Source organism: Cyanobium sp. Maggiore-St4-Cus, assembly GCF_024345615.1.
Lineage (GTDB): Bacteria > Cyanobacteriota > Cyanobacteriia > PCC-6307 > Cyanobiaceae > Cyanobium_A > Cyanobium_A usitatum.
On record NZ_JAGQBL010000003.1, the window covers coordinates 99,385 to 124,281 of the forward strand.

33 protein-coding genes and 1 pseudogene are annotated in these 24,897 nt (G+C 64.3%); 19 read left to right on the forward strand and 15 right to left on the reverse strand.

Translation table 11 applies throughout. The features are described 5' to 3' along the window. Positions 1 to 948 (reverse strand): major capsid protein, encoded by a 948-nt coding sequence (locus KBY99_RS03645; protein WP_254997408.1) that lies wholly within the window; start codon positions 946 to 948, stop codon positions 1 to 3. A gap of 100 nt (positions 949 to 1,048) precedes the next feature. On the opposite strand from KBY99_RS03645, the gene KBY99_RS03650 reads away from it, so the two are divergent. Further along, a complete protein-coding gene (locus KBY99_RS03650; protein WP_254997410.1) occupies positions 1,049 to 1,648 on the forward strand; it encodes a C39 family peptidase in 600 nt (199 codons plus the stop codon). A 167-nt stretch (positions 1,649 to 1,815) separates the two neighbouring features. Next, positions 1,816 to 2,112, forward strand: coding sequence for a hypothetical protein (locus KBY99_RS03655; RefSeq protein ID WP_254942953.1), 297 nt, complete (start codon positions 1,816 to 1,818; stop codon positions 2,110 to 2,112). A 47-nt stretch (positions 2,113 to 2,159) separates the two neighbouring features. Here KBY99_RS03655 and KBY99_RS03660 read toward each other — a convergent pair whose 3' ends face one another. Further along, positions 2,160 to 2,429, reverse strand: a complete 270-nt coding sequence (locus KBY99_RS03660; RefSeq protein ID WP_254937217.1) for a hypothetical protein — start codon at positions 2,427 to 2,429, stop codon at positions 2,160 to 2,162. A gap of 704 nt (positions 2,430 to 3,133) precedes the next feature. On the opposite strand from KBY99_RS03660, the gene KBY99_RS03665 reads away from it, so the two are divergent. From KBY99_RS03665 to brnA, 5 genes are all read left to right on the forward strand, one after another. Beyond that, the gene (locus tag KBY99_RS03665) at positions 3,134 to 3,577 is read left to right on the forward strand and encodes an SLOG family protein (protein WP_254997412.1); all 444 of its coding nucleotides are present in this window, start codon (positions 3,134 to 3,136) and stop codon (positions 3,575 to 3,577) included. A 52-nt stretch (positions 3,578 to 3,629) separates the two neighbouring features. Further along, positions 3,630 to 4,259 carry a siphovirus Gp157 family protein gene (locus KBY99_RS03670; RefSeq protein ID WP_254997414.1) on the forward strand — a complete coding sequence of 210 codons (630 nt, stop codon included), beginning with the start codon at positions 3,630 to 3,632 and terminating at the stop codon, positions 4,257 to 4,259. A gap of 91 nt (positions 4,260 to 4,350) precedes the next feature. Then, a complete protein-coding gene (locus KBY99_RS03675; RefSeq protein WP_254997415.1) occupies positions 4,351 to 5,106 on the forward strand; it encodes an RAD52 family DNA repair protein in 756 nt (251 codons plus the stop codon). A 127-nt stretch (positions 5,107 to 5,233) separates the two neighbouring features. Beyond that, positions 5,234 to 5,497: a BrnT family toxin gene (locus KBY99_RS03680; RefSeq protein ID WP_254961981.1), complete on the forward strand. Its 264-nt coding sequence runs from the start codon at positions 5,234 to 5,236 to the stop codon at positions 5,495 to 5,497. After that, on the forward strand, positions 5,484 to 5,738 hold the full coding sequence (brnA, locus tag KBY99_RS03685) for a type II toxin-antitoxin system BrnA family antitoxin (RefSeq protein WP_254997416.1): 255 nt from the start codon (positions 5,484 to 5,486) through the stop codon (positions 5,736 to 5,738). Before KBY99_RS03680 ends, brnA begins: the two co-directional genes overlap by 14 nt. Before the next feature lie 160 nt (positions 5,739 to 5,898). On the opposite strand, the gene KBY99_RS03690 is transcribed toward brnA, so the two are convergent. Together KBY99_RS03690 and KBY99_RS03695 are read right to left on the reverse strand one after the other, a co-directional pair. Next, positions 5,899 to 6,111, reverse strand: coding sequence for a type II toxin-antitoxin system HicA family toxin (locus KBY99_RS03690; protein ID WP_254997417.1), 213 nt, complete (start codon positions 6,109 to 6,111; stop codon positions 5,899 to 5,901). Then, a complete protein-coding gene (locus KBY99_RS03695; protein ID WP_254931688.1) occupies positions 6,112 to 6,309 on the reverse strand; it encodes a type II toxin-antitoxin system HicB family antitoxin in 198 nt (65 codons plus the stop codon). It abuts the gene before it with no gap. A gap of 337 nt (positions 6,310 to 6,646) precedes the next feature. Between KBY99_RS03695 and KBY99_RS03700 the strand changes: the two genes are divergently transcribed. Together KBY99_RS03700 and KBY99_RS03705 are read left to right on the forward strand one after the other, a co-directional pair. Next, a complete protein-coding gene (locus tag KBY99_RS03700; RefSeq protein ID WP_254997418.1) occupies positions 6,647 to 6,931 on the forward strand; it encodes a galactose oxidase in 285 nt (94 codons plus the stop codon). Between the two features lie 7 nt (positions 6,932 to 6,938). Further along, positions 6,939 to 7,091, forward strand: a pseudogene (locus KBY99_RS03705) (hypothetical protein); the annotation flags it as partial. Here the strand turns inward: KBY99_RS03705 and KBY99_RS03710 are convergent. Next, entirely contained in the window at positions 7,031 to 7,456 is a 426-nt protein-coding gene (locus KBY99_RS03710) for a hypothetical protein (protein WP_315857952.1), read from the reverse strand. The pseudogene KBY99_RS03705 and the gene KBY99_RS03710 overlap by 61 nt on opposite strands. Before the next feature lie 5 nt (positions 7,457 to 7,461). Between KBY99_RS03710 and KBY99_RS03715 the strand changes: the two genes are divergently transcribed. After that, positions 7,462 to 7,746, forward strand: a complete 285-nt coding sequence (locus KBY99_RS03715; RefSeq protein ID WP_254997419.1) for a galactose oxidase — start codon at positions 7,462 to 7,464, stop codon at positions 7,744 to 7,746. Positions 7,747 to 7,920: 174 nt separating this feature from the next. On the opposite strand, the gene KBY99_RS03720 is transcribed toward KBY99_RS03715, so the two are convergent. Genes KBY99_RS03720 through KBY99_RS03735 form a run of 4 tightly spaced genes read right to left on the reverse strand, consistent with a single transcriptional unit; the run spans position 7,921 to position 12,033 of the window. Continuing rightward, positions 7,921 to 9,009, reverse strand: coding sequence for a DMT family transporter (locus KBY99_RS03720; protein ID WP_254997420.1), 1,089 nt, complete (start codon positions 9,007 to 9,009; stop codon positions 7,921 to 7,923). 29 nt (positions 9,010 to 9,038) lie between these two features. Beyond that, a complete protein-coding gene (locus KBY99_RS03725) occupies positions 9,039 to 9,668 on the reverse strand; it encodes a class I SAM-dependent methyltransferase (RefSeq protein ID WP_254997422.1) in 630 nt (209 codons plus the stop codon). A 29-nt stretch (positions 9,669 to 9,697) separates the two neighbouring features. Next, complete coding sequence (locus KBY99_RS03730; RefSeq protein ID WP_254997424.1) at positions 9,698 to 11,068, reverse strand: Nramp family divalent metal transporter; 1,371 nt, start codon at positions 11,066 to 11,068, stop codon at positions 9,698 to 9,700. Between the two features lie 41 nt (positions 11,069 to 11,109). Next, a complete protein-coding gene (locus KBY99_RS03735; RefSeq protein ID WP_254997426.1) occupies positions 11,110 to 12,033 on the reverse strand; it encodes a vitamin K epoxide reductase family protein in 924 nt (307 codons plus the stop codon). Between the two features lie 121 nt (positions 12,034 to 12,154). Here KBY99_RS03735 and cadR point away from each other — a divergent pair, with 121 nt between their 5' ends. After that, entirely contained in the window at positions 12,155 to 12,571 is a 417-nt protein-coding gene (cadR, locus tag KBY99_RS03740) for a Cd(II)/Pb(II)-responsive transcriptional regulator (protein WP_254997428.1), read from the forward strand. 16 nt (positions 12,572 to 12,587) lie between these two features. Here the strand turns inward: cadR and KBY99_RS03745 are convergent, their stop codons facing one another. Both KBY99_RS03745 and KBY99_RS03750 read right to left on the reverse strand, forming a co-directional pair. Beyond that, positions 12,588 to 14,747 carry a heavy metal translocating P-type ATPase gene (locus tag KBY99_RS03745; protein WP_254997429.1) on the reverse strand — a complete coding sequence of 720 codons (2,160 nt, stop codon included), beginning with the start codon at positions 14,745 to 14,747 and terminating at the stop codon, positions 12,588 to 12,590. Positions 14,748 to 14,887: 140 nt separating this feature from the next. Next, complete coding sequence (locus tag KBY99_RS03750; RefSeq protein WP_254997431.1) at positions 14,888 to 15,298, reverse strand: hypothetical protein; 411 nt, start codon at positions 15,296 to 15,298, stop codon at positions 14,888 to 14,890. A 204-nt stretch (positions 15,299 to 15,502) separates the two neighbouring features. Here KBY99_RS03750 and KBY99_RS03755 point away from each other — a divergent pair, with 204 nt between their 5' ends. Further along, entirely contained in the window at positions 15,503 to 15,682 is a 180-nt protein-coding gene (locus KBY99_RS03755; protein ID WP_254943085.1) for a hypothetical protein, read from the forward strand. Positions 15,683 to 15,737: 55 nt separating this feature from the next. On the opposite strand, the gene KBY99_RS03760 is transcribed toward KBY99_RS03755, so the two are convergent. Together KBY99_RS03760 and KBY99_RS03765 are read right to left on the reverse strand one after the other, a co-directional pair. Then, entirely contained in the window at positions 15,738 to 16,394 is a 657-nt protein-coding gene (locus KBY99_RS03760) for an SOS response-associated peptidase (protein WP_254997432.1), read from the reverse strand. 273 nt (positions 16,395 to 16,667) lie between these two features. Next, positions 16,668 to 16,988, reverse strand: a complete 321-nt coding sequence (locus KBY99_RS03765) for an MTH1187 family thiamine-binding protein (RefSeq protein WP_254943087.1) — start codon at positions 16,986 to 16,988, stop codon at positions 16,668 to 16,670. A 148-nt stretch (positions 16,989 to 17,136) separates the two neighbouring features. Between KBY99_RS03765 and KBY99_RS03770 the strand changes: the two genes are divergently transcribed. Together KBY99_RS03770 and KBY99_RS03775 are read left to right on the forward strand one after the other, a co-directional pair. Continuing rightward, positions 17,137 to 17,526 carry a hypothetical protein gene (locus KBY99_RS03770; RefSeq protein WP_254943088.1) on the forward strand — a complete coding sequence of 130 codons (390 nt, stop codon included), beginning with the start codon at positions 17,137 to 17,139 and terminating at the stop codon, positions 17,524 to 17,526. A gap of 42 nt (positions 17,527 to 17,568) precedes the next feature. Further along, a complete protein-coding gene (locus KBY99_RS03775; RefSeq protein WP_254943089.1) occupies positions 17,569 to 18,102 on the forward strand; it encodes a thermonuclease family protein in 534 nt (177 codons plus the stop codon). Between the two features lie 21 nt (positions 18,103 to 18,123). Here KBY99_RS03775 and arsJ read toward each other — a convergent pair whose 3' ends face one another. Next, positions 18,124 to 19,377, reverse strand: a complete 1,254-nt coding sequence (gene arsJ / locus KBY99_RS03780) for an organoarsenical effux MFS transporter ArsJ (RefSeq protein ID WP_254997434.1) — start codon at positions 19,375 to 19,377, stop codon at positions 18,124 to 18,126. Further along, positions 19,374 to 20,420: an ArsJ-associated glyceraldehyde-3-phosphate dehydrogenase gene (locus KBY99_RS03785; RefSeq protein WP_254997436.1), complete on the reverse strand. Its 1,047-nt coding sequence runs from the start codon at positions 20,418 to 20,420 to the stop codon at positions 19,374 to 19,376. The genes arsJ and KBY99_RS03785 overlap by 4 nt, the downstream gene beginning before the upstream one ends. A 66-nt stretch (positions 20,421 to 20,486) precedes the next feature. Between KBY99_RS03785 and KBY99_RS03790 the strand changes: the two genes are divergently transcribed. The 5 genes from KBY99_RS03790 (at position 20,487) to KBY99_RS03810 (ending at position 24,394) form a co-directional block, all read left to right on the forward strand. Then, positions 20,487 to 20,819, forward strand: coding sequence for an ArsR/SmtB family transcription factor (locus KBY99_RS03790; RefSeq protein WP_254943148.1), 333 nt, complete (start codon positions 20,487 to 20,489; stop codon positions 20,817 to 20,819). Beyond that, on the forward strand, positions 20,789 to 21,877 hold the full coding sequence (locus KBY99_RS03795; protein WP_254997437.1) for a permease: 1,089 nt from the start codon (positions 20,789 to 20,791) through the stop codon (positions 21,875 to 21,877). Before KBY99_RS03790 ends, KBY99_RS03795 begins: the two co-directional genes overlap by 31 nt. A gap of 11 nt (positions 21,878 to 21,888) precedes the next feature. Beyond that, positions 21,889 to 22,134 (forward strand): thioredoxin family protein, encoded by a 246-nt coding sequence (locus tag KBY99_RS03800; protein ID WP_254943150.1) that lies wholly within the window; start codon positions 21,889 to 21,891, stop codon positions 22,132 to 22,134. A 58-nt stretch (positions 22,135 to 22,192) separates the two neighbouring features. Next, positions 22,193 to 23,302: an ACR3 family arsenite efflux transporter gene (arsB, locus tag KBY99_RS03805; protein WP_315857954.1), complete on the forward strand. Its 1,110-nt coding sequence runs from the start codon at positions 22,193 to 22,195 to the stop codon at positions 23,300 to 23,302. 120 nt (positions 23,303 to 23,422) lie between these two features. After that, complete coding sequence (locus KBY99_RS03810; RefSeq protein WP_261360438.1) at positions 23,423 to 24,394, forward strand: PstS family phosphate ABC transporter substrate-binding protein; 972 nt, start codon at positions 23,423 to 23,425, stop codon at positions 24,392 to 24,394. Positions 24,395 to 24,897 lie beyond the last annotated feature (503 nt).

Here is a 24,897-nt window from a genome sequence, read left to right on the forward strand (position 1 = left end):
TCAGTTAGCAGGTGTGATGTTGAAGAGGCGGCCAGCAGCGCGGCTTTGCAGCACGGCAAAGCCCACGTACCAATCGACGCGGGTGCGAAACACCGGGGCATCAGGTACCTCGCCCAGGTCCCGCACCGAAATGCCATAGCGGCCCTGGAAAGGGCCCTGCAAACCAGTGACGCCTTGATCACCAAAGGTGCAGCAGTAAATCGAGCTGGTGCCACCCGCCTCGTCGTAACCCATCACCTCAATGCCCTGGGCATCGCGGTCAACCGTGACGAGCTCGCAGTCCTGGTAGCGGTGCACCGTCATCCCAAAGGAGTTGGTGCTGGTCTGATACACCCCACCACCAATGGAAGCGCGGGCCATGGCATTGAGCTGGCGGCGCATTGCCTTGCTCATCACCAGCACCTTGCTGCCGCCATAGGCATTCACCGAATCGATCAACTCATCGAGGCGATCAAAATCAAGCGGTGCACCAGGAGCAGTGCTGGTGCCAGCACCGCCATTGCCGGCGTTGTCGATTGCCATCGCATCGCCTGGCTGCAGGCGCTTACTGAGGCCGTCAAATGCCCTGGGGTTGGCGCTGCTATCGCCATTGATCACCGTTGCCTCCAAGGTCAGGCGCATGGAGCGCACCTTCATCTCGATCTGACTGGCACGGGCCTCCGGGCCCATCAGGTCAACGATCGAGCGATCCACATCCACATCACCGCCAAAGAGGTGCACCGCTTCTGCGCGCTGGTCCACCACGCCATAGCTCTGGGTGTAGCCCTCATTTACAGCGCGAAAGCCAACAGATGGCAGCTCCTGTTCTGCGGAATAAAACAGGCCGCTGCCGGCAATATTCATGAACGGCAGCTGGGCGAGCAGTTCGCCCTCTGAAAACGTCTTGAGCACAGCTAGATGCTCAAGACGGTTCTCGTATTTGGCTGCCTCGATCAAGGTGAGGCCCATGGCACAGGGGGCAGCGCCCCGGGGAGGTCAGGGGCTATTGCCGAGCGGCATCAGCTGGAGATGAGGCACTACGGCAACAGCAAAGGACTGCCCTGCTGCCATGACCACAACCTCTCCTGCTGCCCAGGCACCGTTCACAGCTGAGCGCTGGCAGCAGTTCTGGAACGCCTGGAAAGCCCAGCCCCAGCAACTTGAGGGCATCGAGCAGTTGCGGCTCGCCGTGATTGCTGCAGACCCAGCGATCCTCACCGAGGCCGCGCCCTGGCGGCAGAGCTTCTCATCGACACCCCCGGCTCCAGAGGCATCAGGCCATGCCAATCCCCTGCCGGTGGCCTGGGAGAACCAGAACGACAACGTCTCCGGTACCGGCTACCGCGAGTGCTTCTCCAGCAGCTGCGCAATGCTCGCCCGCTATTGGGGCAAGGTCGGCTCTGACGATGAATACAACGCCATCCGCGCCAAGTACGGCGACAGCACAAGTGCAGAAGCCCAGCTCTCAGCGCTTCGCTCACTGGGGCTAACCGCCAACTTTGCGACCAATGGAGATCGAGCAGCACTGGAGCAGCAGATCAACCTGGGACGGCCCGTGGCCGTGGGCTGGCTGCATCACGGTTCTGTATCTGCTCCATCAGGCGGTGGCCATTGGAGTGTGGTGATCGGTTTCACCGAGGCGGTCGCCATTCACAACGACCCCAATTGAGAAGCTGATCTAGTCGCTGGTGGTTACACCGCCAACACCAACGGCGCAGGCCAGCACTACAGCTGGAAGAACTGGCAGCCCCGTTGGGAAGCAGATGGCAAAGGCACCGGCTGGCTTCTGACCTGCCATCCCTGAGCAGGGAGAGGGCAAAGGCACCGAGCAGGTCCATGAGCGATGAGCTGCCGCCCTTGCAGCCACCTGCCCAGAGGGGCGGCAAGCCTCCCTTTGATCGTGAGCGCTTTGTCTTTAAGACCCTGGCGGTTGTGATCTGCACCCAGCTTTTGATCTATTCCCTTGCTGCTGGGGTCTGCGGTCAGCGGGCATTGGCGGGCCGGCCAGTTGGTCAGGTATGCCCAGGCACGCTTGAGAAATTGCAGATGGGTCTTGATTCCACCCTCAACCTGCTGCTGGCGCTGCTGGGCGGTGCAGCGCTGACGAGGGTTGGCAGGCCGCCTGCTAGCTGAACTCCTCTGCACCTTTGACAGAGAGCAGCAAGCAGTAGCAGTGCGAATCAACCCACCAGCTGGAGGTGCCGGCTGCTGAAAAGCTCGCCGGTGCAGTTCACCGGCAATAACGCAGAGCGACCAGCCCGGTACCAGGCATCTACCAAGGCAGCGCTGGAGCGGGGGTAGAGCTCTCCGGCCAAGATCCAGAGCTCGTCATGCAGCACCTGGGTCTGATCTGGTGTGCCTACGTACCAAGGCGACTCAGGGTCCTGCGACAGCTCCTCATGGAGCAGCAGCAATCCCTCAAGTACGCAGTTAGCGAGCTCAGGCGTCATTGGCTTTGCTGGCCCCACCTTGCGGCGCGGCTACCCAAGAATGTCCATCCACGCACACCAAGGTGCGCCAGATCAAGCACTGGCACCTAGTGGGTTGCGCTGCAGGACGACGCAAAGCGGGAGCAAGGCAGGGCTGTTAGGGAATAGCCCGGCAACGCTGAAAAGAATGGAGCTAGCGCTAGAGAACACAGCAGCGCTGCGGTCGCCGGCGGCTGCCGTGAACTTGCCACAGCTGAGCTGTGGCTGACGTCAGACAGCCGCCGCCGCCCGCGGATGCTCTGTGCTGGGGTAATAGGGCCCGGCATCTCTCCCGCGGCTGCGGTGGCTTAGCGGCCAGCTGCCGGTGGCTGGCTGGAGTGGGGGCCCGGCTTTGCTCGCGCGGCTGCGCGGGCACTGGTCAATTTTGATCGGATCTGGTGGCCTTAGTTCTTAGTAAGCCGAGGCTGCTGGGCATGGGCTTTCCCTGTGCAGATCAGTTGCACTGCAGTGGTTCTACCGGTTTATAAGTGCAGTTGTACTGCTAGAATAAGGGCTGCGCCAAAGGCCCCTAGTCCATCGCCTGCGGTAATCCAATTCCCTGATCTCGCCAGCACTGCCGCTCTTTTATTTGCGGTATGTTGCCCCGATTAGTTGTCACCTCTGGCAGCTGATTTATGGATCTTTGTATTCCTTGTGGGCCCGCAATAGCCCCGTCCCATTCGCTTGTGATCGCTGCCGGGGGCGGTCGTGATCTGGCATGGTCCCATCAGCGGATCGCCGCTGAGCTTCTGGCCCGCACTCGCGGCCGGCCGGTGCATCTGCTGCTTCACGGCGGCGCCCGCGGCGCTGATGCCGCCATCGGCCGGGCTGCCCAGCAGCTGGGTTGGTCAGCCCTGGTTTTGCCAGCTCAATGGCAGCTCCACGGCCGGGCCGCTGGGCCAATCCGTAATCGGGAGCTACTCGAGCAGGCCATTTCCCGGGCCGAGGCCCACAGCTCTCCTGGCTATCAGGCCTCGGTGCTGGTAGTGGCCTTCCCGGGCGGCACCGGCACCGCCTCGCTGGTGCAGCAAGCCAGGCGCATGGCCTCGCGCTCTCCGGTGCCGATCTCCGTGGCTGAGGTCCGTGCATTGGCCGGGCCGCTGGCTATCCCCGCCGCCGCCCACTCCTGAAGCCTTCTGCGCCTGCTGGCGCTCTCCGTCCCATTCATCCCCTCTCACCGTCATGGCCGTACTCACCCCCATTCCCGCCGCTGTCAGCGCTGTTTCAGCGGAAGCCCCCTCGGCATCAGGCCCAGCCTGCTCCCTCCAGCGCTCCGGTTCCCTGTGGCAGCTGGGCAGCGAGGCCCAGGAGCTCACCACCGCTATCTCCCAGCTAGCCGAGCAACTGGAAACCGAAGACCCCGAGCAGCGGGCCCTGGCCCTCGCCGAGCTGGAGGCCGCCCTGCTGGCAGAAGAGGGCAATAAGCAGGCCCTCGCCGCCAAAGCCGATGCCACCTGCTGGGTGATCGAGCATCTGCGCGGTCAGGCCACCTACCGCAGCCAGCAGGCCAAGCGGCTCGCCGATCTGGCCCGGAGTGATGCCGGCCGGGCCGATGCGCTGGAGGAATCGCTGATCTTTGTCCTCACCCAGCTGCAGCCGGCCGCTACGCGTTTCTCCTTCCCCGATCACGAGCTCACCTCCCGCAAGTCCCAGGCCGTGGTGATCGACGACGAGCTGGCCCTCGATGCCGAGTGGCTCACCTTCTCCACCACAAGCAAGCCGGACAAAAACGCCATCAAGGAGGCCCTCAAGGCCGGCCAACAGATCGCTGGGGCCCAGCTCCTCTCCCGCCGCTCCTGGCGCATCCACTGAGGGGGGGCAGAGCCCCCCCGCGACATGGGCCGCTGCAGTGGCGGGCCCATACCCCTTCCACCCAAATCACCTCTCACATCGCAGCATTCCCATGCCCACCGCTGTCTTCTCCACCGAGCAGATCGCTGCCCTTTCAGCTCCTCTCGATCGCGCCAAGGTCCAAACCCGCAGCCAGGCCGGCCGCTCCCTGGCATACCTGGAGGGGTGGCAAGCGATTGCCGAGGCCAACCGCATCTTTGGCTTTGACGGCTGGCAGCGCGAAACCATCGCCGTGCAGTGCGTCGCCGAACGCGAGCGCACCCTGGGCAGCAGCAACCGAGCCGGCTGGGGTGTCACCTACACCGCCCGCGTTCGCATCCGCGTCGGGGAGGTGATCCGAGAAGGCAGCGGCGCCGGCCACGGCATCGACGCCGACCTGGGCCAGGCCCATGAGTCCGCCATCAAGGAAGCCGAGACCGATGCGATGAAAAGAGCGCTGATGACCTTTGGTAATCCCTTTGGTCTGGCGCTCTACGACAAGCAGCAACGTGAGGTCACCAGCTCTGCAGCACCTACGCCGGTGCCAAGCGCTAACCCCAGCAGCAGGCCAGCAGAAGTGGCGCCCAGGCGCGAGTCCAAATCGACTGCTCAGCGAAAGTTAGATCCAAGCCTTGACCCGCTCGATCCAGGCACAATCCAGCAGATCCTCGCCACCGTTCGGGGATTGCCCCGCCCTGCTCTGGAGGGGTTTACCAAGGCCTTCCGCAAGCGGTTCCAGGTGCCGGGGGAGGCTGCTTCTATTGCCGATCGGATCTGCCAGCGGCGGCACCATGACTGGATCGAGACTTTTCTGGTGTCGCACCGATAGGTGCGCTCTGCAAATCAGCACCGATAGGTGCGCTCAGCAGAGCAGCACCAGCAGCTGGCCACCTGAATTGGAAGCAGCAGAAGCGACGCACGTCTTCTGCGCCAAAAAGGTATAGATTTTGAACTCTATGGACTTTGAGTTCGACCCGCTCAAGAGCAAGGCCAACCAGGCGAAGCACGGCATCGACTTCGTCGATGCCCAGGCTCTGTGGAACGATCCCGACCTGCTGGAAATCCCAGCCCGCACCACAGATGAGCCGCGGTTTCTCGTCATTGCTCAGATCCATGGCAAGCACTGGTCAGCTGTGATCACCCATCGCAGCCAGGCCATCCGTCTCATTTCTGTCCGTCGCTCCCGCCTGGAAGAGGTCCAGCTCTATGAACAGTTCTGAATTCGATCGTCGCTTCGACGCTGGTGACGCCGTGCTCGGCGCACTTGATCTCGACGCCGCTACGCGGCCCCGCCTGCAGCAGAAGCGCGTCAATGTGGATTTTCCCCTCTGGATGGTCGAGCAGCTCGATCGTGAGGCCACCCGTCTTGGCGTGACACGGCAGTCGATCATCAAAGTCTGGCTCGCTGAGCGACTGGAGCACCGCACTGAATCAAATCTGGGCACAGCCGCCGTCCGCTGAAGGGCCTCATCACCTATCGCCGATCGGATCTGCCAGCGCCGCCATCACGAATGGATTGAGGCGTTTCTTGTTTCGCACCGATAGGTGCGCCCTGCAGAACCACACCAAGCGGTTGCTTGATGCCGGTGTCCTCTCCTGGTCGAGATAGGGCTGCCTACCTTCAGAGCAGCTCGCGGAACTGCTGGGGAGTTAAGCCGGCATCACGGGCAATGGCCCCCATGGTGATGGCGTTGATCGGGTCATGGCGAGGGATCACCAGCCGTCGTTCTCCATTGCTCAAAATCAAGTGGCCGGACTCCCGCACAATGCGGTAGCCCAGCTTCTGGAACACACGAACCGCATCCTTTTGGCTGATGCCGGGCAAGCGAGGCATTCAGATCGCCAGCTCAAGCGTCTCCACCTGCTTGATACCGGCTTCTTCTGCCTCCACTTCAAGCCAAAGACCGATGGCCTCACGGATGCTGGCAAGAGCTTCTTCCCTGGTCTCGCCCTGGGAGTGGCAGCCAGGCAGATCCAGGCAACTCACCGACCAGCCCTCCTCTGTCTCCAGTAAACGGATCCTGTACGACACCGCCGGTTCCTCGTTATTCCTTGAACCTAGCCAGATCCAGCCTCAGCGCTGCAGAAGCCAGCGCATAAGCGACAGACCAATGATCAGCCCGATGCCGGTGTTCCAGAGCCAGGAAGGGCGCTCGGCCAACCGCTGCAACCAGGCCGGCAGCTAATCACGCCACTGCTCCATCGCCAGCACCGCCAGCAGCAGCAGGACCAGGGGGATGCCGATGGCCAGAACAAGTTCGCGGACCAACGGCACCTCTCCTCTGTCCAAACGGTATCCAGCACCGAGGCCCGCGTCACCCAAGCCCCTTCAACTGTGCTAGTACAAGCGTACGTATTGGCCGTGATTTATGGGTGCCCCTCTCCCCCGACCCGCAGCACTGAATACCCGGCTCGATCTCCCGATCGAGGAGTGGCCCTACCTCGATGAGGCGGTGCTGCTCAAGACCCGCAGCCGCAAGGTCTGCATGACCTGCCACTGGTTTCGGCACCACGCCGGGGTGAATTGCATCCCGGTGCTCACCTGCCAACTGCAACAGGGGCTGATCGCCCACGGCGAGCACCTCACCAGCCGCTGCCAGGGTTGGACTGATGACCTGGTGCGCCAGAAGGGCTGGGCGCCGGAGGTGGCCTGAGCCGCCCATGCACGTCGGTGATCGGCAGCGACCCCCTCTCTCACCCCTGGAAGGCTGGCTCAGCGATGGCTGCCAGGTGCTCCATTTCCAGCCGCGGCGCTACGACAGCTGGAGCCAGAGCTTGGAGGTGACTTTCGGGGAGGTCATGACCGGCGGGGAGCCGCCGCTGCTCAAGAAGCGCAGGGAACTGACGAGGGAACAGGCGATCAAGCTATGGGCACTGAACAGCTCGGGCAAATACTCCCGCAGGGAATTGGAGCTTTGGCCGAGCAGGTCGATGCCCTGCTCCTCCATCACTGTGATGGCTTCTTCTGCCAGACCACCAGCACCATCAAGACCTGCGCTGAAAACTTCGAGACCGGAGGACTCGCGGGCCTCCAGCAGGCCATGGGCCATCTGTGATCGCCGGGAGTTTTGCCGGCAAACAAAGATCACTCTGTGGATGGCGGTGGAGCCCATAGCCGCATTGTCGCCTTGGCGCAGCCCACCGCCAACCGTGCTAGTACAAGCGTACGCATTGGCCATGATTCATGGGTGCTCCTCTCCCCCGGCCCGCAGCACTGAATGCCCGGCTCGATACCCCGATCGAGGAGTGGCCCTACCTCGACGAGGCCGTCCTGCTCAAGACCCGCAGTCGCAAGGTCTGCATGACATGCCACTGGTTCAGACACCACGTAGGGGTGAACTGCATCCCGGTGCTCACCTGTCAGCTGCACCAGGGGCTGATCGCCCATGGCGAGCACCTCACCAGCCGCTGCCAGGGGTGGACTGACGACATGGCTCGCCAGCGGAGCTGTGCGCCGGAAGGGGTCTGACAGCTGCTGCAAGCCGGCGGCCGCCGCACTCCCCCAAAGAGGACTGGCTGAGCTAAGGCAGCCAGGTGCTTCGCTTTCGCCCGACCGGCTGGGATCGTACCGGCCAGCGGCTGGAGCTGATCAGCCCAGATCTGGCCATTGATCTGGATCTGTGGCGTACGCAGAGCGGACAGGTCAGTGCTGATGGCGGTGGTGAACGTCGCTGACGTGGGGGTGCTCGTGGGCCAGCGGGTCATGGCGGTGGCGATGGCTGTGCCAGAAGGGCTGGCCAGGCTCGAGGTCCGCGAGATCCTCCGGACGGTGGGAATGAAGGTGGTGCGCGTCGCCGTCTACAGGGGCGTGGAAGTGACGGTGCTGGTGATCGAGTTCGGCATGGCGATGCCAGTGGCCATGGCTGGATCGCAGCAGCAAGCCTGTGCTGAGCGCCATGGCGGCCGCCGCCAGCAGCAGCGATGGACTGAGCGGTGAACCCAGCAGAGCCACCGCCACTAGAGCGCCAAGGAAGGGAGCGGTGGAGAAGACCACGGCTTCCCTGGCGGCGCCAAGGGAGGCCAGGGCCACCATGTCGAGCCAGATCGACACGCCATAGCCGAGGCTGCCGATGCCGAGCAGGGCGGCACTCATCCAGACGAACGGAACCGGGTGCCCCTGCAGCTGGGCCACGGCCAGCATCGGCAGGGCCGCCCCGAGGGCCTTGGCGGCGGAGATCTGCAGGGGGTTGCGCAGGCTGAGCCGCTGGGAGAGGTTGTTGTCGATGCCCCAGCACAGGCATGCCAGGGCGATCCACAGCACGCCCTGCCATTGGCTGCCGTCCAGCGGACCCGCCGAGAGCACCAGGGCTCCGGTGAGCGTCAGGGCGGCCGCCGCCCAGCCGTCACGGCCGAGATGCTCCTTTCCGACCCCAACGGCGATCAGCACCGTGAACACCGCCTCCAGGTTGAGGAGCAGCGCCGAGGCCCCCGGGGTGAGCAGCGCCAGGCCCTTGACCAGGGCGATCGGTCCGGCGATGCCGCCCAGCAGGGTGATCAGCCCCAACAGGGGGAGATCCTGCCGCTGGATCGGAGCGTGACGGCTGGTCGGGGCCTCGGCCACTGCCAGGGGCAACAGCACCAATGCCGCACCGGCGTACAGCAGACCCGCCACGAGCACGGGGGAGGGCCCGTGGCTCAAGCTGCCGATCAGCGGAGCGCTGGAGCCGAACAGGGCGGCAGCAAGCAGGCCCGCCAACCAGCCGCGGCGCTGTTCTCGCGTCTGGGAGGTCATCAGGATCACCACAGCAACCGGACAGGCTCCTATGCAAACGATGGGGAAGTCCGTTGGAACCGACAGGACAGAAAGTGTTGCTCCGCGCCGCCTGGTGTGCGATGGCGCAACCACCCATGATCGAGCAAACGGAATGCTGTCCCCAAAGTTTCCTGGAGCCTCTCAGGGCTGTACCGCACCACAGGCAAGCCACTGCAAGTGGCGGGGCCATCTTCTGCAAAGGTTGCCAGGAGCACAGTGCCACCAGGCTTGAGCGCCCGCAGCACGGCCCGGACATAGGCCTGCTGATCGACGGGGCTGGTGAGGAAATGAAACACCGCCCGGTCATGCCAGACGTCATAGGCATGGTCGGGCAGGGTGGCCGTGAGGATGTCGGCCTCCAGCCACTGCACCGCAGCGGCGCGTGCGCCAAGCCGCTCTCTGGTCACGGCCAGTGCTGCGCTGGAAAGGTCCAGAACCGTGATCCGTTGATAGCCAAGGTTCAGGAGGTCATCCACAAGCGTGGAGGCACCCCCGCCCACATCGATGATCGCCGCATCCAGTGGTAGGCCGGCAGCCTGAAGCAGCCGGAGTGAGTCATCGGCATGGGCTTGATACCAGCTCAACGACTCAGGGGCCTTGGATGCGTAGATCGACTCCCAGTGGTTTTTGCTCGTCATGGGTCCACGCAGAGGCGGCTGTCAACAGTTCAGCCGCCCCGCAGCACCGCGCTGAGCAAGGAGAGGTTGATCATCACAATCACGCTGGCGCACAGCCAGCCTGCTGCCTGAAGCCAGAGCGGCGCTCTGAGCTCGCCCATCAGACCGCGCCGCCCGCAGAACCACACCAGCGGGATCACCGCGAAGGGCAACTGCAGCGACAGCACCACCTGGCTCAGCACCAGCAGATTCGTGGTGGCCCGCTCGCCGAACAGGATCACCGTGGCCATCGCCGGGATCAGGGCCAGGCCTCGGGTGAGCAGCCGCCGTTTCCAGTCCGGCAGCCGGATCTGCAGGAACCCCTCCATCACGATCTGGCCGGCCATGGTGGCGGTGAGGGTGGAGCTCTGGCCCGCCGCCAGCAGGGCCACGCCGAACAGCACGCTGGCGAGCGACGTGCCCAGCATCGGCGTCAGCAACCGGTAGGCCTCGCTGAGGTCCGTGACCGGCTGCGGTAGCCGTCCGTAGAAGCTGCCGGCGGCCAGCACCAAGATTGAGACATTGATCAGAAAGGCCAGGCTGAGGGCGATCAGGGTGTCCCAGGTGCTGAAAGCCAGGGCCCTGCGCTGAGCCCTCACCCCGCCGATCCACCGCCGGGTTTGCACCAGCGAGGAGTGCAGATAGAGGTTGTGGGGCATCACCGTGGCCCCGAGAATGCCGGCGGCCAGAAACAGCTGCTGCCCGTCCCTGAGGCTGGCGGCCTGGGGAAGAAAGCCCTGGCCCACCTGGCCCCAGTTGGGCTGCAGCAGGAACATCTCCACCGCGAAGCAACCCCCGACCAGGGCGACCAGGGCGATCACAAGGGCCTCCAGTCGGCGGATCCCGAAGCGCTGCAGCGCCAGCAGCAACAGGGTGTCGGCGGCGGTCAGGCCCACCCCCCAGGGCAAGGGAAGACCGAAAAGCAGCTGCAGGGCAATGGCGCTACCCACCAGCTCGGCCAGGTCACAGGCAATGATCGCCACCTCGGCCAGCAGCCACAGGGGAATCCGGCAGAACCGCGGTAGGAGCTGGCTGCAGGCCTGGGCCAGATCCATTCGCGTGGCGATGCCCAGCCGGCAGCAGAGTGACTGGAGCACCATCGCCATCAGGCTGGATAGCCCGATCACCCACAGCAGGCGGTACCCGAACTGGGAACCGGCCGCCAGATCCGTGGCCCAGTTGCCGGGATCCATGTAACCCACGGCCACCAGATAGCCGGGGCCGAGCACCCGCAGAAAGGTGCGCAGGGTGCCCAGGCCGGCGGGTACCTCCACGGCCTGCGTGTCGATGCGAGAGGCGGTGCCGATCGGTGCATCAGGCATGAAGCGACGCCAGCGGAGCTGGAGGCTAAGGCGAGGGTGGCTGCGATCCTGCTGGGGCATGGCTGGCTTGACCCCGCCCTGGGGAAGGGATCACGGCCTGCTCAGAAGTCACGCGGACCGGTGTAGCCACTGAGATCAGCGAGGGTGTTCAGTGGCTTGACGCCCGAATCCACGACGCCCTTGATCTGCCAGCTGGGATAGCCCTGAACCCCCTGCTGCTTGCACAGCTGCGCCTGGCTGTTGGCGCCGTCTTCGGCGCATTCGATCACCTGGAGCTTGGCGGCAGCCTCCTTGCCGAAGGCCTCCTTCTGGTCATGGCAGTGGGGGCACCAGTACGCCGTGAACACCCGGGCGCCGACGCTGCTCAGATGCTCCGCCAGGGCAATCTTGGCCGGCGAACTGGCGCTGATGACAGCTGGAGCCGCCCGTCCGCTTTGAGCGACAGGCTGGTCCGCCGATGCTGCCCAGCCCAGCCCCAGCAGACCAACAAGGAGGACTGTCATCACTCCGCGAAAGATCAGTTGGCTGCGGTCGATCCAGCCACCTCCAACAAGACTCAACAGGAACAGCGCCAGGCTGAGGGCGGCCGACACCACACAGAAGGTGCAGAAGGCCTTGATCTCGAAGACCAGGAGCCCCATCAGCACCAGGCTGAAGACGGCCATGCCGCTGCTGGTGAAGAACAGAGCCCAGCGATTGCCCTCCGAGGCAGGGGCCCGCAGACCTCCTCGCAGCAACGGCATCAGGGCCAGCAGGAGCACCGTGCCGTAGGCCAGGAACCCAAAGAGTGAAAGTGGCTGGCCCAGCAGCGTGCCCCAGGCGCTGCCGAGCACCTTGTCGCAGCCATCGCTACCGCCCGGACAGGACAGGCTGCCGATCCAACCCCAGCGCTTGGCGGTGATCGAGCCGGTATCGATCATGCCGATCGTGGCGAGCACGGCCATGGTGAGGCGCACCCAGGGCCGGCCTGGCTCCTGGCCGACCCGACGGCTGGAGAGAGGCTTGGTTCGCGTAGCGCTGCTCACAGGGGGAGAGAACGGCTGAGATACGGCCATTGAAAAGCCTGAAGTGGCTTCAGGGTCAAGGGCCTAGCGTTGCGCCAGGGAGGCTTGTCCGCCCGACTTGCCAACCCAAGGGGATGAATCCATGCAGATCGGCGAGTTGGCACGGTCCACCGGGGTGAAGATCGAAACCATCCGCTATTACGAACGCGAGCAGTTGTTGCCGGTGCCGCAGCGCACGGATGGCAACTATCGCCTCTATTCGCCGCGGCATGCGGAGCAGTTGCGCTTCATCCGCTACTGCCGCAGCCTTGACATGAGCCTGGAGGAGGTCCGCGTCCTGATCGGGGCGCTCGACACACCGTCCGGAAGCTGTCTGACGGTGAATGCCCTGCTGGACGAGAAGATCGCCGAGGTCGATGCCCGCGTGGATGAATTGCACAAACTCCAGGATCAGCTGCGGCAGCTCAGAGGGCTTTGTCAGCAACCGGATGAGGTGAAGACCTGTGGCATCCTTATGGAGTTGATCCGTTCGGCTGGAATCGACAAGGCTCAGATCTGATCGTTTCCTGCCAGGCTCAGCCCTTGATCTTGCCAAGCGTAGGACTGCGAAGCAGCCGCAGACCATTGGCGATCACGATCAAGCTGGTGCCCATGTCCGCGAAGACCGCCATCCACATCGTGGCATTCCCGGCCACGGTCAGCACCAGAAAAATGGCCTTGATTCCCAGCGCCAGCGCGATGTTCTGGCGCAGGATGGTGAAGGTGCGGCGAGATAGGGCGATCGTTTCCGGTACGCGCATCAGATCGTCGTTCATGATCACCACATCGGCCGCTTCGATGGCGATGTGGGTGCCGCTAGCCCCCATCGCAAAACCGATGTCCGCCTGGGCCAGGGCCGGGGCATCATTGATGCCATCTCCTGCCATGGCCGCGAATCCATAGCGTGCCTGCAGATCGGCCACCGCCTCGAGCTTCTCCTGGGGCAGCAGGTTGCTCTTCACCTGCTCGATGCCGGCCAGGGCCGCGATCGCACCGGCGGTGGCTGCGTTGTCACCCGTGAGCATCACCGGGGTGACGCCGAGGGCCCGCAGGGCCTCCATGGCGGCCGAGGAGCTGGGCCGAACGGTGTCGGCGACGGCGATCAGGGCGAGCACGCCGCTGTCATCCGCGAGCAGGCTGAGCGAGCGGCCCTGGCGCTCGTGGACCTGCATCGATTCTTCCAGTGCGCTGGAGCAGAGCCCCAGCTCTTCGATCCAGCGGTGGTTGGCCAGCATCAAATGGCGGCCAGCAATCACGCCGCGCACCCCCCTTCCGGGGAGGGCCTCGAAGGCCTCCACAGCCAACCGCTCGCCATCGAGGCCAACGGCCATCGCCCGCGACACCGGGTGGTCGGAGCGCTCCGCCAGGCTGCTGGTCAGCTGTTTGAGGATGCCAACGTCTGACGCTTCTTGCTGAGGGGAAAAGGCCACCAGCTGGGGCTGGCCCAGGGTGATCGTGCCGGTCTTGTCGAGCGCCAGCACCTTGATCTTGCGGGCCTCCTCGATGTAGAGGCCGCCTTTGATGATGATGCCGCGACGGGCGGCGGTGGCCAGGCCGCTCACCACCGTGACTGGGGTGGCGATCACCAGCGCGCAGGGGCAGGCGATCACCAGCAGCACCAGTGCCTTGTAGATGGCCTGCAGGGGGGTGAACCCCAGCAAGGGTGGCGCCAGCAGGGCAACGGCCAGGGCCACCACGAACACCGCCGGGGTGTATCGGGCCGCGAAGCGATCGACGAAACGCTGGATCGGGGCGCGGGAGGCCTGGGCTTCCTCCACGGCCTGGATGATGCGCGCCAGGGTGCTGAGCGAAGCAGGCGCCGTTACCTGGATCTCGAGGGCGCCGCCCTGGTTGATCGTGCCCGCAAACACCTCATCCCCTGGGCCTTTGTCCACCGGCAAGCTTTCGCCAGTGATCGGGGCCTGGTTGATCGCACTCTCGCCACTGATCACCGTGCCATCGAGCGGCAGCCGTTCTCCCGGGCGGACCCGCACCACATCGCCGATGGCCACAGCACTGGCGGAGACGCGCTGCCAGCGGCCATCGCTCTGGCGGATCTCCGCCTCATCGGGGGCCAGGACCATCAGGCTGGTGATCGCCTGGCGGGCCCGCTCCACCGCCCGCGCTTCGATCGCCTCGGCCACGGCATAGAGCGCCATCACCATGGCGGCTTCCGGGAAGCGGCCGATCAGGAAGGCGCCCGTGACCGCCACGCTCATCAGCGCATTGATGTTGAGCCGGCCCTGGCGCAGGGCGGCCAGGCCTTTGCGAAACACGGAGAAGCCCGCCAGGGCGATCGCGGCGAGGGCGATCCCGATCTCCACCAGCTCATGGCCCGGGTAGGCCGGAACGACCAGATGCAGGAGCTCCGCCGTGAGCGCCAGTGCCAGGGAACCGCCCAGGCGGAGACGTTCGAGGCGCCGTTCGGCGCGGGTCTGGGCGGCAGAAGGCCGGTGATCGGCGCTGATCGGCTCCGGGCTGAATCCCAAACGGCGGATCGCAGCAAGGGCGGAGTTGAGCGCTGCTGCTTCGGCATCGATCGCCAGAACGCGATCGGCCAGCAGGAACCTCAGGCTGCGGATGCCGTCGACACCTGCGAGGGCATGGCGGATCTCGCCTTCCTCGGTGGCGCAATCCATCGCGCTGATCCGAAACAACACCTCCCTGGCGCTTGCCAGCTCCGGCTGCGGCTCCATGGTGGCTCCAGCGTTCTGCCCGCTGGTTCCGCTGTTGCAGCAATGTTCCGCCATGGTCCTGTCATCCAGGCCCCATCTAACAGCCTGTAGTCACTTCAGGGTCAAGGATCTGGCGGCACCGGGTAGCCACAGGTTGCTCGTCAACGCAGCTGGGGACACTCCTGATCTCGCAACTCCTGATCCAGCCCATCGGCTTGCCGTGCCAGCTTGGCTCCAGCCGCCGTGTAGAACCTGAACTGCTGGCGGTTGACGTAGAGAACCCGCTGGCTGCGCAGCAGCTGTTCTTCCGCCTTGTGGCGGCAGTCGAGCAGGGCCTGGTAGTCGATGGTCAGCTCGCTGCGGTCGTTGGCATTGGCCTGATCAGCCTGCTGGCTGAGGACCGGGCAGATCCGTTCGCGGATGGTGCGAACCAGGGCGATTTCGGCCTTGATGGCCTGCTCGGCCAGGGCATGGCGTTGATCCAGCAGGTTCCGACACGCCTCCAATTCAGCCGACAACGCCGGAGCCGACAGCCAGCAGCAGGTCAGCGAGAGGGTCAGGACGTGGCGCATGAACGGATCGGTTCGATGCCTGCGCCTGTGGCTGCGATCGCCGTGGCCCTTCTGAAACTTTTGCATCAGAAGATTGTCCTGGGTGTGAGCCCCCTCGCGAGCCTCAGCCGCTCCTCATGGGGTTCAGAAGACGCGATTCCGCCAAGGATGGCGCCGTGATTTCCACTGCAGATATCATAAAAAGGAGTCATCGTTTCATCTCACTTGAAGAAGCTTGTTGGACCAATGCGTAGAGCATTGATCTATGGCCTGATTAGTTATGGCGGACTTGTTCTGATCAACAACTCAGAGCTTGATCTCCCCAGCATGTGGATCGCGTATCTGCCGATGTTTATCGGTGTCTATGTGGTGACGCAGTGGCTAGACAAGAAGCTTGGGGATTGAGTACCTCAGGGTTGGGCACCTCTTCATCCATCGATAACCAGAGCAAGTTTGCAGATCACAACCAGTCGACTGGAATCGCCTCCCAGCCGGCGGGATCCCACGGGGACATCAGCGCCTCCAGCCCCCGCAGCTCGGTTGATGCTTCCGGAAGCAACCAGGCCTCTTCCCATCCATCGTTGATCACCACCGGCATGCGGTCATGGATCGGACGCAGCAGGGCGTTGGGGGTGGTGGTGAGGATGCAGCAGGTCTGGAGTTCGCTGCCATCGGGACCGATCCAGTGGTCCCACAGGCCGCCCAGCCAGAAGGGAGCGCCGTCCTGGCGGCGGATCCAGTAGGGCTGCTTCTTCCCTTTTGGGCCATGGCCTTCCCCTTCCGGCGGCGGCCGCCATTCGTAGAAGCCATCGGCCGGCAGCAGGCAGCGGTGATGGCGCCAGGGACTACGAAAGAACGGCTTCTGGCTCACCGTCTCGCTGCGGGCATTGATCGGCCGGCTCTTGCCGCGGGTGTCCTTCAGCCAGCTCGGCACGAGGCCCCACTGGGCGTAGCCCACCTCCAGTCGGCCCTGCTGCTGCCGCTGGATCAGAAGCGGTTCGCCAGGCCGCACCTGCTGCCGGGGCTGGTACTGCTCGAGGAAACCCTCCGGCAGCGGACCCTTGAGCCTTGGCAGCAACTGATCGATCGTGGTGGTGAGCGAGTAGCGGCCACACATCAGCGACGCCTGTGGATCCGGTTGGGCTGCTCCCAATCTGCGTGGCCTGACTCCTGACTGAGGGGTTTCGCAGGGAGTGAGTCTGAGGGGACCAAACCCACACTGGAGACGGCCGCGCTGCGGTGGATCGGTTTGCCGTACTGACGCCACGGTCAATCGGATCTATCAATGAATCAGAGGCCTCGACCAGGGCAGCGCGAGCCCAAGCCCTGCAACCGGCCCTAGCCCTTGGCTTCTGCGCAGCAGTAGGGCGCCCGACACGGGGCGCCCTTCTCATTGGCCCCTGTGCGGCAGCTCTTGGAGCAGAGCCTCAACGCTGGCCACCTTGTCCTCCAGCGTTTGGTCCCGATCGGTGCGGGTGTTGACCTTCACGGTGGTGTAAATCCGGGGGCAGCCCATGTCGTGCACGGCCGTATGGCATGCCTCGATCGCTTTGAAGACGGGCGCCCACTCGCCCTCGACCGCGGTGCCGTTGGGGTGCAGCTGGATCTTGAGGCCGGCGTCCAGCAGCACCCGTTCGCAGGCAGCGATATAGGGCGCCAGGTTGACGCCGACCCCGATCGGAACGACGCAGAGATCGACGATCACCTTCATCGATGTGCCTCCGGAGGACTCATTGAAAGGCTCCCATCTTCCTGGCCCCTCGTCCGTTCAGTGCCGAGACGGTGTCCCGCTTCCCCGGCAGTGCCATGCCCGCTCCGTTGGCCATGCCTAGCGTTTTGGCAATTCCGCCGGGTGGGCCATGGCCGTGGTGAACCGCTGCGCGGTGGGGATCTACCCCAGTGGGCAACTGCTCGACTGGGCCCGGGGACTTGACCTGGATGTGGAGGTTGCTGGAGCCAGTGAGCCCTGCCTGTACCTGATCCCTGACTACGACACGCAAGAGGAGGCGGAGGAGATCCTCGAGGAGGTCTACGAGGCGATCTTTGAAGCCGAGCTCGACTACTGGCATCGCGACACCGGCACCTGGCCGGCGGAGCGCACCTATCCGGTGTTCCGGAAGTGGTTCGAGGTGCGTTTCTACCCCCTGATCCAGGACCTGGTGGGCGAGGAGATCACCGCCACCGAGGTGGATGAGGAGTTCATCGGTGAGCTGCGCACAGCGCTGGAGGGGCTGGAGCCGCTCCCCTGAGGAAGGCCAGACGGCAACGAAGTCGGCCCCCACACTGGGGTGATGCCCCTGAACCCACCCCCACTTGCTGCTCTGTTGCTGGCGGTGGTGATGACCATGGCGGCAACATCCACGGCGGCGATGGCCGGACCCGAGGTTCGCGCCACGGTGCTCTCGATCGGCGACGGCGACACGATCCGCGTGCAGCAAGGTGGCAAGCGGATCACGATCCGGCTGGCCTGCATTGATGCCCCCGAGATGGCCCAGGCTCCCTATGGCGCCCAATCCCGCGCCTACCTGCAAACGCGGCTGCGGATCGGTTCCCCGGTGACGCTGCTGCCGCAGACCGTGGACCGCTATGGCCGCACTGTGGCGGAGGTGATCGGGGAGGTGAACCTCAACCTGGCGATGGTGGAGGACGGCCAGGCATTCGCTTACCGCCAGTACCTGAGCCAGTGCAACGCCAAGGAGTATCTGGATGCTGAATACCGGGCCTCCCGCCACCGCTTTGGCGTCTGGCAGGTGCCTGGCGGCATCACCCGGCCCTGGGACTTTCGACGCCGCAGATCACCCGCTCGATCGGGCGGCATTTCCTGATCGCTCTGCTGATGCCTGAGATCAGGCCGGCTTGAGCTGCTGCCGCAGGGGCGGTGGCAGGCGAATCCCCGAGAGAAAGGCCAGGGCCACCAGCAGGCACGAGGCCCACAGGCAGGCCTGCAGGCCTCCCACCAGGAACAAGGCACCAGAGAGCAACGTGCCCACCAGCCGGCCGGCCGCGTTGGCCATGTAATAGAAGCCCACGTTGAGGCTCACCGATTCGGCATCGGTGTAAGCCAGCACCATGTAGCTGTGGATCGAGGAATTCATCGCGAACACGGCCCCGAAGGCCGCCAGGCCCACCACCACCGCGACACCCGGATTGCCCACATCGCGCCACAGGCTGATGGCGATCAGGGCGGGGATGGCCGTGAGCACGGCGCTCCAGAACTGCACGGCAGACACCCCCGGGGGTGCACTTTTCCCCCAGCTGCGCCGCAGGGCCGGGGCCGAGGCCTGGATGATCCCGTAGCCGATCACCCACAGGCCCATGAAACCGCCCACCTCCCAGTACTTCCAGCCCAGCACTGATTGCAGGAACACCGGCAGGGCCACCACGAACCAGACATCACGGGCGCCGAACAGGAAGAAGCGGGCTGTCGAGAGCACGTTGATGCCCTTCGATTTCGAGAACAGGGCCGTGATGGCGGGCTTCTCCTTCATGCGCCCGATCTCGCCGGGCAGCACCAGGGTGATCAGGAAGGAGAGGAACAGGCCAGCGGCCATGGCTCCAACGGCGGCACTGAAGCCGATCGTGGTGAGCAGCAGGCCGCCGAGGAAGAACCCCACCCCTTTGAGGGCGTTCTTGGATCCGGTGAGGATCGCCACCCATTTGAAGAGCTGGTTTTCGCCCTTGCTGGGGTCTTCGGGGGTTTCCGGCACCACCGTCTTGATGGCGCTCTTGGCGCTCATCTTGTTGAGGTCCTTGGCGATGCCGCTGATCGCCTGGGCCACCATCACGTAGGCCACACTCCACCAGCGCGGCCAGTCGTCGGCCACTGGAATCAGCATCAGCAGGGCCGCCACCTGCATCAGCGTTCCCGCCCAGAGGGTGAGGCGCAGCCCGAAACGGGCCCCCAGCCAGCCGCCGTAGAGGTTGGTGATGATGCCGAAGAATTCGTAGAAGAGAAACAGAAAGGCGATCTCCAGGGTGGAGTAGCCGAGCTGGTGGAAGTGGAACACCACGAGCATGCGCAGGGCCCCATCGGTGAGGGTGAAGGCCCAGTAGTTGGCCGTGACGACCACGTACTGCTGCAATCCCGTGAGGTGTTTCATCGGGCGGCACCTTCCAGTGCGGCACGTTCCAACGCAGCCACGTGACAGGCCAGATCCGCCATGCGGCAGCTGTAGCCCCACTCGTTGTCGTACCAGGCGTAGACCTTGAGCTGGGTGCCGTTGATCACCATCGTGGAGAGGGCGTCAACGATGGAGCTGCGCGAATCGTTGACGTAGTCGATCGATACCAGGGGCCTGGTTTCGTAGCCCAGGATTCCCTGCAACGGCCCGTTGGCAGCGGCCTCGAAGGCGGCGTTGACCTCGTCCACGCTCACCTCACGCTCCAACTCGAACACCGCGTCGGTGAGCGCAGCATTGAGCAGCGGCACCCGAACGGCATGGCCGTTGAGCTTGCCCTGCAGTTCAGGGAAGATCAGCCCGATCGCCCGGGCCGAGCCGGTGGTGGTGGGGATCAGGCTCTGGATGCAGGAACGGGCCCGGCGCAGGTCGCTCTTGAAGGCATCGACCACCACCTGGGTGTTGGTCACATCGTGCAGGGTGGTGATCGAACCGTGGCGGATGCCGAAGCTTTCGTGCACCACCTTCACCACCGGCGCCAGGCAGTTGGTGGTGCAGGAGGCGGCGGTGAGCAGGCGGTGGCGGGCGGGGTCGTAGAGGTGGTGGTTGACTCCGTAGACGATGTTGAGGGCTTCCTCTCCAGCGATCACCCCTTTCACCGGGCAGGCCACGATCACCCGCTTCAGGCCGAGCTGGGTGAAGTAAGGCTCGAGAGTTTCTGGGGTTTTGATCTTGCCGCTGCATTCGAGCACCAGATCCACATCGGCGCCGGCCCAGGGCACGGCGGTGGGATCCTTCTGCTGGCTGTAGCCCACGGGCTGGCCCTCCACCAGGAAGCCCGTCCCGTTCGCTTCCACGGCCTGGGGCCAGCGGCCATGCACCGAGTCGAATTCCAGTAGGTGGGCGGCGGCGGCGGCATCGCCTCCCGGATCGTTGACGTGCACCAGGGAAATGCCGGGCCGGCCCCAGAGGGCGCGGAACACCAGGCGGCCGATGCGGCCGAAGCCATTGATGCCGATCTTCATTCGCAAAGCCCGCGGTGCTACGAATATAGATCAACTAGAGTTGATTCAAGACGTGTTGTCGATCACATGGCCGATCCAGGGGCTGTTGCCAGTCCACCCATCCAGTCCGAGCAGGCCCGGGCGCTCCTCAAGGCCCTCGCCGAGCCGCTGCGCCTGCAGGTGATCGAAGCCCTCGGCGACGGCGAGCGGTGTGTCTGTGATCTCACCGCCGATCTCGGCCTGGCCCAGTCGAAGCTCTCCTTCCACCTCAAAGTGCTCAAGGAAGCCGGCCTGCTGGCCGATCGCCAGGAGGGCCGCTGGATCTACTACAGCCTGCGCCCGGAAGCGATCGAACAGCTGCGCAGTTGGCTGGCGGACCTGGGAGCCCAGTGCGGCAAGCCGGCGAGCCGCTGCACGTGAGCAACGTCACCCCGGCGATGCGGTGGCTGCGCACCAGCCGGCCCGGCCATGTCGCCCTGCTGGCCGGCCTCGTGGCCGCTTGGCTGCTGCTCTACCGGATCAACGAATCTCTCTGGGAGGTCGTGCTGTTCGGTTGGCTGGGTCTTGATCCTGGGCAGCGGCTGAGCGAAACCCTGCGCTTCTTCTTCTACGACTCGATCAAGATTGCCCTGCTGCTGAGCGGCATCATCTTCTTGGTGACCGTGCTGCGCTCCTATCTGAGCGTGGAGCGCACCCGGGCCCTGCTGGCCGGACGCCGTGAAGGGCTCGGCAACGTCTTGGCCGGTCTGCTCGGGGTGGTCACACCCTTCTGCTCCTGCAGTGCGGTGCCGGCCTTCATCGGTTTCCTGGCTGCGGGCATCCCGCTGGGGGTCACGCTGAGCTTTCTCATCGCCAGCCCGATGGTGAACGAGGTGGCGATCGGCCTGCTGTTCAGTCTGTTCGGCTGGCGGATCACACTGATCTACATCGGCTCCGGCCTGCTGATCGCGATCCTGGCGGGATGGGTGCTGGGTCGCCTACGACTGGAGCGCTGGGTCGAACCCTTCGTCTACGAAACCAAGCTGCACGGCCAGGCCGTGGAGAGTTCGCTGGGCCTTTCCTTCGAGCAGCGGCTTCAGATGGGGGCCGAAGAAGTGGTCTCCATCCTGCAGCAGATCTGGCCCTATCTGCTGATCGGCATCGGCGTGGGCGCCTTGATCCACGGCTGGGTGCCCACCAATTTCTTCGCCACCCATGCCGGCCGCAGCAATCCCTTCGGTGTGCTGCTGGCGGTGGGAATCGGCATCCCGCTGTATTCCAATGCGGCGGGTGTGATGCCGATGGTGCAGGCGCTTTATGAGAAGGGACTGCCGATGGGCACGGTTCTCGCCTTCATGATGAGCGTGGTGGCCCTGTCGTTGCCGGAGCTGATCCTGCTGCGCCGGGTGCTCAAGCCACCGTTGCTGGCCGCCTTCTTCTCGGTTACCGGCCTGGGCATCGTGCTGATCGGCTACATCTTCAATTCCATCCTGCCCTGATCCTTACCCCCATGGACATCAAGATTCTCGGCAGCGGCTGCAAGAAATGCATCACCCTGGAAGATCACGCCCGCAAAGGAGCCGCTGAGCTGGGCCTCGAGCCGAGCATCGAAGCGGTTCACGATCCGGTGGCCATTGCCGCCTATGGGGTGATGCGGACGCCGGCGTTGGTGATCGATGAACGGGTCGTCGTGGCGGGGCGGGTGCCCACTGCCGATGAGGTTCGCTCCCTGCTGAGCAAGGCATCGACGGATTGAGCAGGCAGCGTCGGTTCAGCCCCCAGCTTCCCTCCACTCCCGCTCTGCTCCCAACGGCATGAACCCGAAGTCCACCGACCATCACCCGCTGGCCCCCGACGAAAAGGCAATTCTGGCCAGGCTGTCGCTGCTGGATCGGTTCCTGCCGCTCTGGATCCTGTTGGCGATGGCGGGCGGACTGCTGCTGGGTCGCTTCTTCCCCGCCATTCAGGGGGTTCTCGATGCCGTGAGGATCGGCAACACCTCCCTGCCGATCGCCGTGGGGCTGCTGTTGATGATGTATCCCGTGCTGGCGAAGGTGCACTACGAGGAGCTTGGCCGGGCGGCGCGCGATCGCCGTTTGCTGCGGCTTTCACTGCTGCTGGTCTGGGGGCTGGGGCCGGCGCTGATGTTCGCCCTGGCCTGGATCTTTCTTCCGGGTCAGCCGGCGTTCCGCACCGGGCTGATCCTGATCGGCCTGGCCCCCTGCATCGCCATGGTGCTGATCTGGATCGATCTGGCCCAGGGGGATCGGGAGGCGGCCGCCCTGCTGGTGGCGATCAACTCGATCATCCAGGTGCTGGCCTATGCCCTGCTGGGTGGTTTCTACCTCAAGATCCTGCCCGGCTGGCTGGGGCTGGCCACCCAGGACGTGGCCTTTTCGATGGCGGAGATCGCCAAGGCGGTGCTGGTGTTTCTGGGGCTGCCCTTGCTGGGGGGCTACCTCAGCCGCCGGATCGGCCTGAGCCTCAAGGGACCGCGCTGGTACGAGCAGCGCTTCATCCCCTTCATCAGCCCGTTCGCGCTCTACGGTCTGCTGTTCACGATCGTGGTGATGTTCGCCCTGCAGGGGCAGGCGATCACCTCCGATCCGCTCACGGTGGCGAGGGTGGCGGTGCCGTTGCTGCTCTATTTCTCGATCATGTGGTTCACGGCCTTCGCGGTGGGCCGGCGCAGCGGGCTCAGCTACGCGAAAACAGCGACGCTTGCCTTCACCGCCGCCGGCAACAACTTCGAGCTGGCCATCGCTGTGAGCATCAGCGTCTGGGGGGTCAGTTCCCGCCAGGCGCTCGCCGGGGTGATCGGCCCCCTCATCGAGGTGCCGGTGCTGGTGGCGCTGGTGTACGTGTCGTTGTGGCTCAGGGGCCGCCTGGCCATCACGAATCGCCCCGCCATAACCAATCCTTAACTCATCAACACGGGTTGATGGGTCAGAGTCATGCCGTTGGACACGGCATGACTCTGACCCTTCAGGCTCAGCCTGACCCTGGCGGTCACGCTCGTTTTCCCCGTTGCCTCTGGAGCTGCTCTGGCACAGCAGCAGGCATCCACCCGGCCGATCCGCATCAGCGGCTCCAGCACCGTGTACCCGATTGTGCAGGCGGGCATCAGCGCCTTCCGCCAGACGGCGGCCGGCAAGGGTGTCCGCATCAGTCTCAAGGAAACGGGCAGCACCGCCGGTTTCCGGGATCTCTGCAGCGGCCGGGTGGAGATCAGCAATGCATCGAGGCCCATCAACACCAATGAACTCAAGGCCTGTGCCGCCAAGGGCATCCGCTTCATTGAAGTGCCCCTGGCCTTCGATGCCCTCTCGGTGGTCGTCCATCCGGGCAACAGCTGGGCGAAAGCCGTGAGCACCCAGCAGCTCTCCCTGCTCTGGAACCGCAACGCCCAGGGGCGCATCAACCGCTGGAACCAGGTGAACCCGGCCTGGCCAAAGCGGCCGATCAAGCTGTGCGGAGCGGGCGGCGATTCAGGCACCTTCCACTACTTCAACAAGGCCATCAACGGCGATGAGGACAACTCCCGCCGCGATTATACCGCCAGCGAGGATGACAATGTGGTGGTGAACTGCGTGGCCGCTGATCCCCAGGCCCTTGGCTACCTTGGCTATGGCTGGTTCCGCAGCAACAGTGGCCGGCTCAAGGCCCTTGCGGTGGTTAATCCCAAGGGAAAACCTGTGCTGCCCTCCGTTCAGTCGGTGTTGCAGGGGCAATACCAGCCACTGTCCAGACCCCTGTTCATTTATGTCAACGATCAGGCCTTGCTCGACAGTGCCGAGGTCCGTAGTTTCACTACCTTCCTGATCCGGAACGCCCCCGAGCTGGTGGCCAAAACCAACTACATTCCGTTTCCTGATTCCACCATTCGTTTGGTGGAGACCAAGCTCTACCGCCATGTGCTGGGCACCTCCTTCGGCGGTGGCCTCCCGGTGGGTCTGACGATCGGTGACGCCCTCCAACGCAGCTTTGATCAACACAAGCGGCCAGAATTTCGCTAGGTGGCCATGGCAGCCAGCTCGCCATGGCTGCTGTGCAGCAGGGCAGGCTGGGATCGAGTACATTCCGCCTCCAGAGGCCCTACGAGGCCAGTTTCCAGCTCAGGCCACCGACAGCAATCGTTTCCGCTCACTGGTAGTGGTTTCCGCTTTAGGGGACCTGCAGCTGTGCGACAGTCCAGGAGATGCTGGGACGTCAACTGCCATGCCATCCGGCTTTCTTTGGTAAAATTAGGCCACGCATCTAGGGGGGCGTAATTAGTTCTCACGACAACAATTCCGATGAACAGTCGAACGTCTCAACCTCCAACCAGAGAATGCATTGCCTGCAGGATCAATAAACCACTTACTAAAGATTACTTCCAGGCCGTTGCTGGATTCGCACAAGGCTATTCATTTTACTGTAATTCCTGCAGCGCTGAGTCAAAAAAGGTGAAAGGCGCTGCGTCTGAAGACTCTGGCATGGATGCAACCACAGCTGATGTCGACCTTGATCGCTCAATAGA

Bases quoted from the DNA above. Each gene is read 5' to 3' on its own strand.
- arsJ (WP_254997434.1), bottom strand. From the start codon at position 19,377: ATGAAACACCTCACGGGATTGCAGCAGTACGTGGTCGTCACGGCCAAC.
- KBY99_RS03750 (WP_254997431.1), bottom strand. From the start codon at position 15,298: ATGCGCCACGTCCTGACCCTCTCGCTGACCTGCTGCTGGCTGTCGGCT.
- KBY99_RS03730 (WP_254997424.1), bottom strand. From the start codon at position 11,068: ATGCCCCAGCAGGATCGCAGCCACCCTCGCCTTAGCCTCCAGCTCCGC.
- KBY99_RS03660 (WP_254937217.1), bottom strand. From the start codon at position 2,429: ATGACGCCTGAGCTCGCTAACTGCGTACTTGAGGGATTGCTGCTGCTC.
- KBY99_RS03690 (WP_254997417.1), bottom strand. From the start codon at position 6,111: ATGCCTCGCTTGCCCGGCATCAGCCAAAAGGATGCGGTTCGTGTGTTC.
- KBY99_RS03650 (WP_254997410.1), top strand. From the start codon at position 1,049: ATGACCACAACCTCTCCTGCTGCCCAGGCACCGTTCACAGCTGAGCGC.
- KBY99_RS03785 (WP_254997436.1), bottom strand. From the start codon at position 20,420: ATGAAGATCGGCATCAATGGCTTCGGCCGCATCGGCCGCCTGGTGTTC.
- KBY99_RS03710 (WP_315857952.1), bottom strand. From the start codon at position 7,456: ATGGCCAATGCGTACGCTTGTACTAGCACGGTTGGCGGTGGGCTGCGC.
- KBY99_RS03715 (WP_254997419.1), top strand. From the start codon at position 7,462: ATGGGTGCTCCTCTCCCCCGGCCCGCAGCACTGAATGCCCGGCTCGAT.
- KBY99_RS03760 (WP_254997432.1), bottom strand. From the start codon at position 16,394: ATGTGTGGCCGCTACTCGCTCACCACCACGATCGATCAGTTGCTGCCA.
- KBY99_RS03765 (WP_254943087.1), bottom strand. From the start codon at position 16,988: ATGAAGGTGATCGTCGATCTCTGCGTCGTTCCGATCGGGGTCGGCGTC.
- KBY99_RS03670 (WP_254997414.1), top strand. From the start codon at position 3,630: ATGGCCGTACTCACCCCCATTCCCGCCGCTGTCAGCGCTGTTTCAGCG.
- KBY99_RS03770 (WP_254943088.1), top strand. From the start codon at position 17,137: ATGGCCGTGGTGAACCGCTGCGCGGTGGGGATCTACCCCAGTGGGCAA.
- KBY99_RS03655 (WP_254942953.1), top strand. From the start codon at position 1,816: ATGAGCGATGAGCTGCCGCCCTTGCAGCCACCTGCCCAGAGGGGCGGC.
- brnA (WP_254997416.1), top strand. From the start codon at position 5,484: ATGAACAGTTCTGAATTCGATCGTCGCTTCGACGCTGGTGACGCCGTG.
- KBY99_RS03675 (WP_254997415.1), top strand. From the start codon at position 4,351: ATGCCCACCGCTGTCTTCTCCACCGAGCAGATCGCTGCCCTTTCAGCT.
- cadR (WP_254997428.1), top strand. From the start codon at position 12,155: ATGCAGATCGGCGAGTTGGCACGGTCCACCGGGGTGAAGATCGAAACC.
- KBY99_RS03800 (WP_254943150.1), top strand. From the start codon at position 21,889: ATGGACATCAAGATTCTCGGCAGCGGCTGCAAGAAATGCATCACCCTG.
- KBY99_RS03700 (WP_254997418.1), top strand. From the start codon at position 6,647: ATGGGTGCCCCTCTCCCCCGACCCGCAGCACTGAATACCCGGCTCGAT.
- KBY99_RS03725 (WP_254997422.1), bottom strand. From the start codon at position 9,668: ATGACGAGCAAAAACCACTGGGAGTCGATCTACGCATCCAAGGCCCCT.
- KBY99_RS03790 (WP_254943148.1), top strand. From the start codon at position 20,487: ATGGCCGATCCAGGGGCTGTTGCCAGTCCACCCATCCAGTCCGAGCAG.
- KBY99_RS03680 (WP_254961981.1), top strand. From the start codon at position 5,234: ATGGACTTTGAGTTCGACCCGCTCAAGAGCAAGGCCAACCAGGCGAAG.
- KBY99_RS03775 (WP_254943089.1), top strand. From the start codon at position 17,569: ATGCCCCTGAACCCACCCCCACTTGCTGCTCTGTTGCTGGCGGTGGTG.
- KBY99_RS03720 (WP_254997420.1), bottom strand. From the start codon at position 9,009: ATGACCTCCCAGACGCGAGAACAGCGCCGCGGCTGGTTGGCGGGCCTG.
- KBY99_RS03645 (WP_254997408.1), bottom strand. From the start codon at position 948: ATGGGCCTCACCTTGATCGAGGCAGCCAAATACGAGAACCGTCTTGAG.
- arsB (WP_315857954.1), top strand. From the start codon at position 22,193: ATGAACCCGAAGTCCACCGACCATCACCCGCTGGCCCCCGACGAAAAG.
- KBY99_RS03745 (WP_254997429.1), bottom strand. From the start codon at position 14,747: ATGGAGCCGCAGCCGGAGCTGGCAAGCGCCAGGGAGGTGTTGTTTCGG.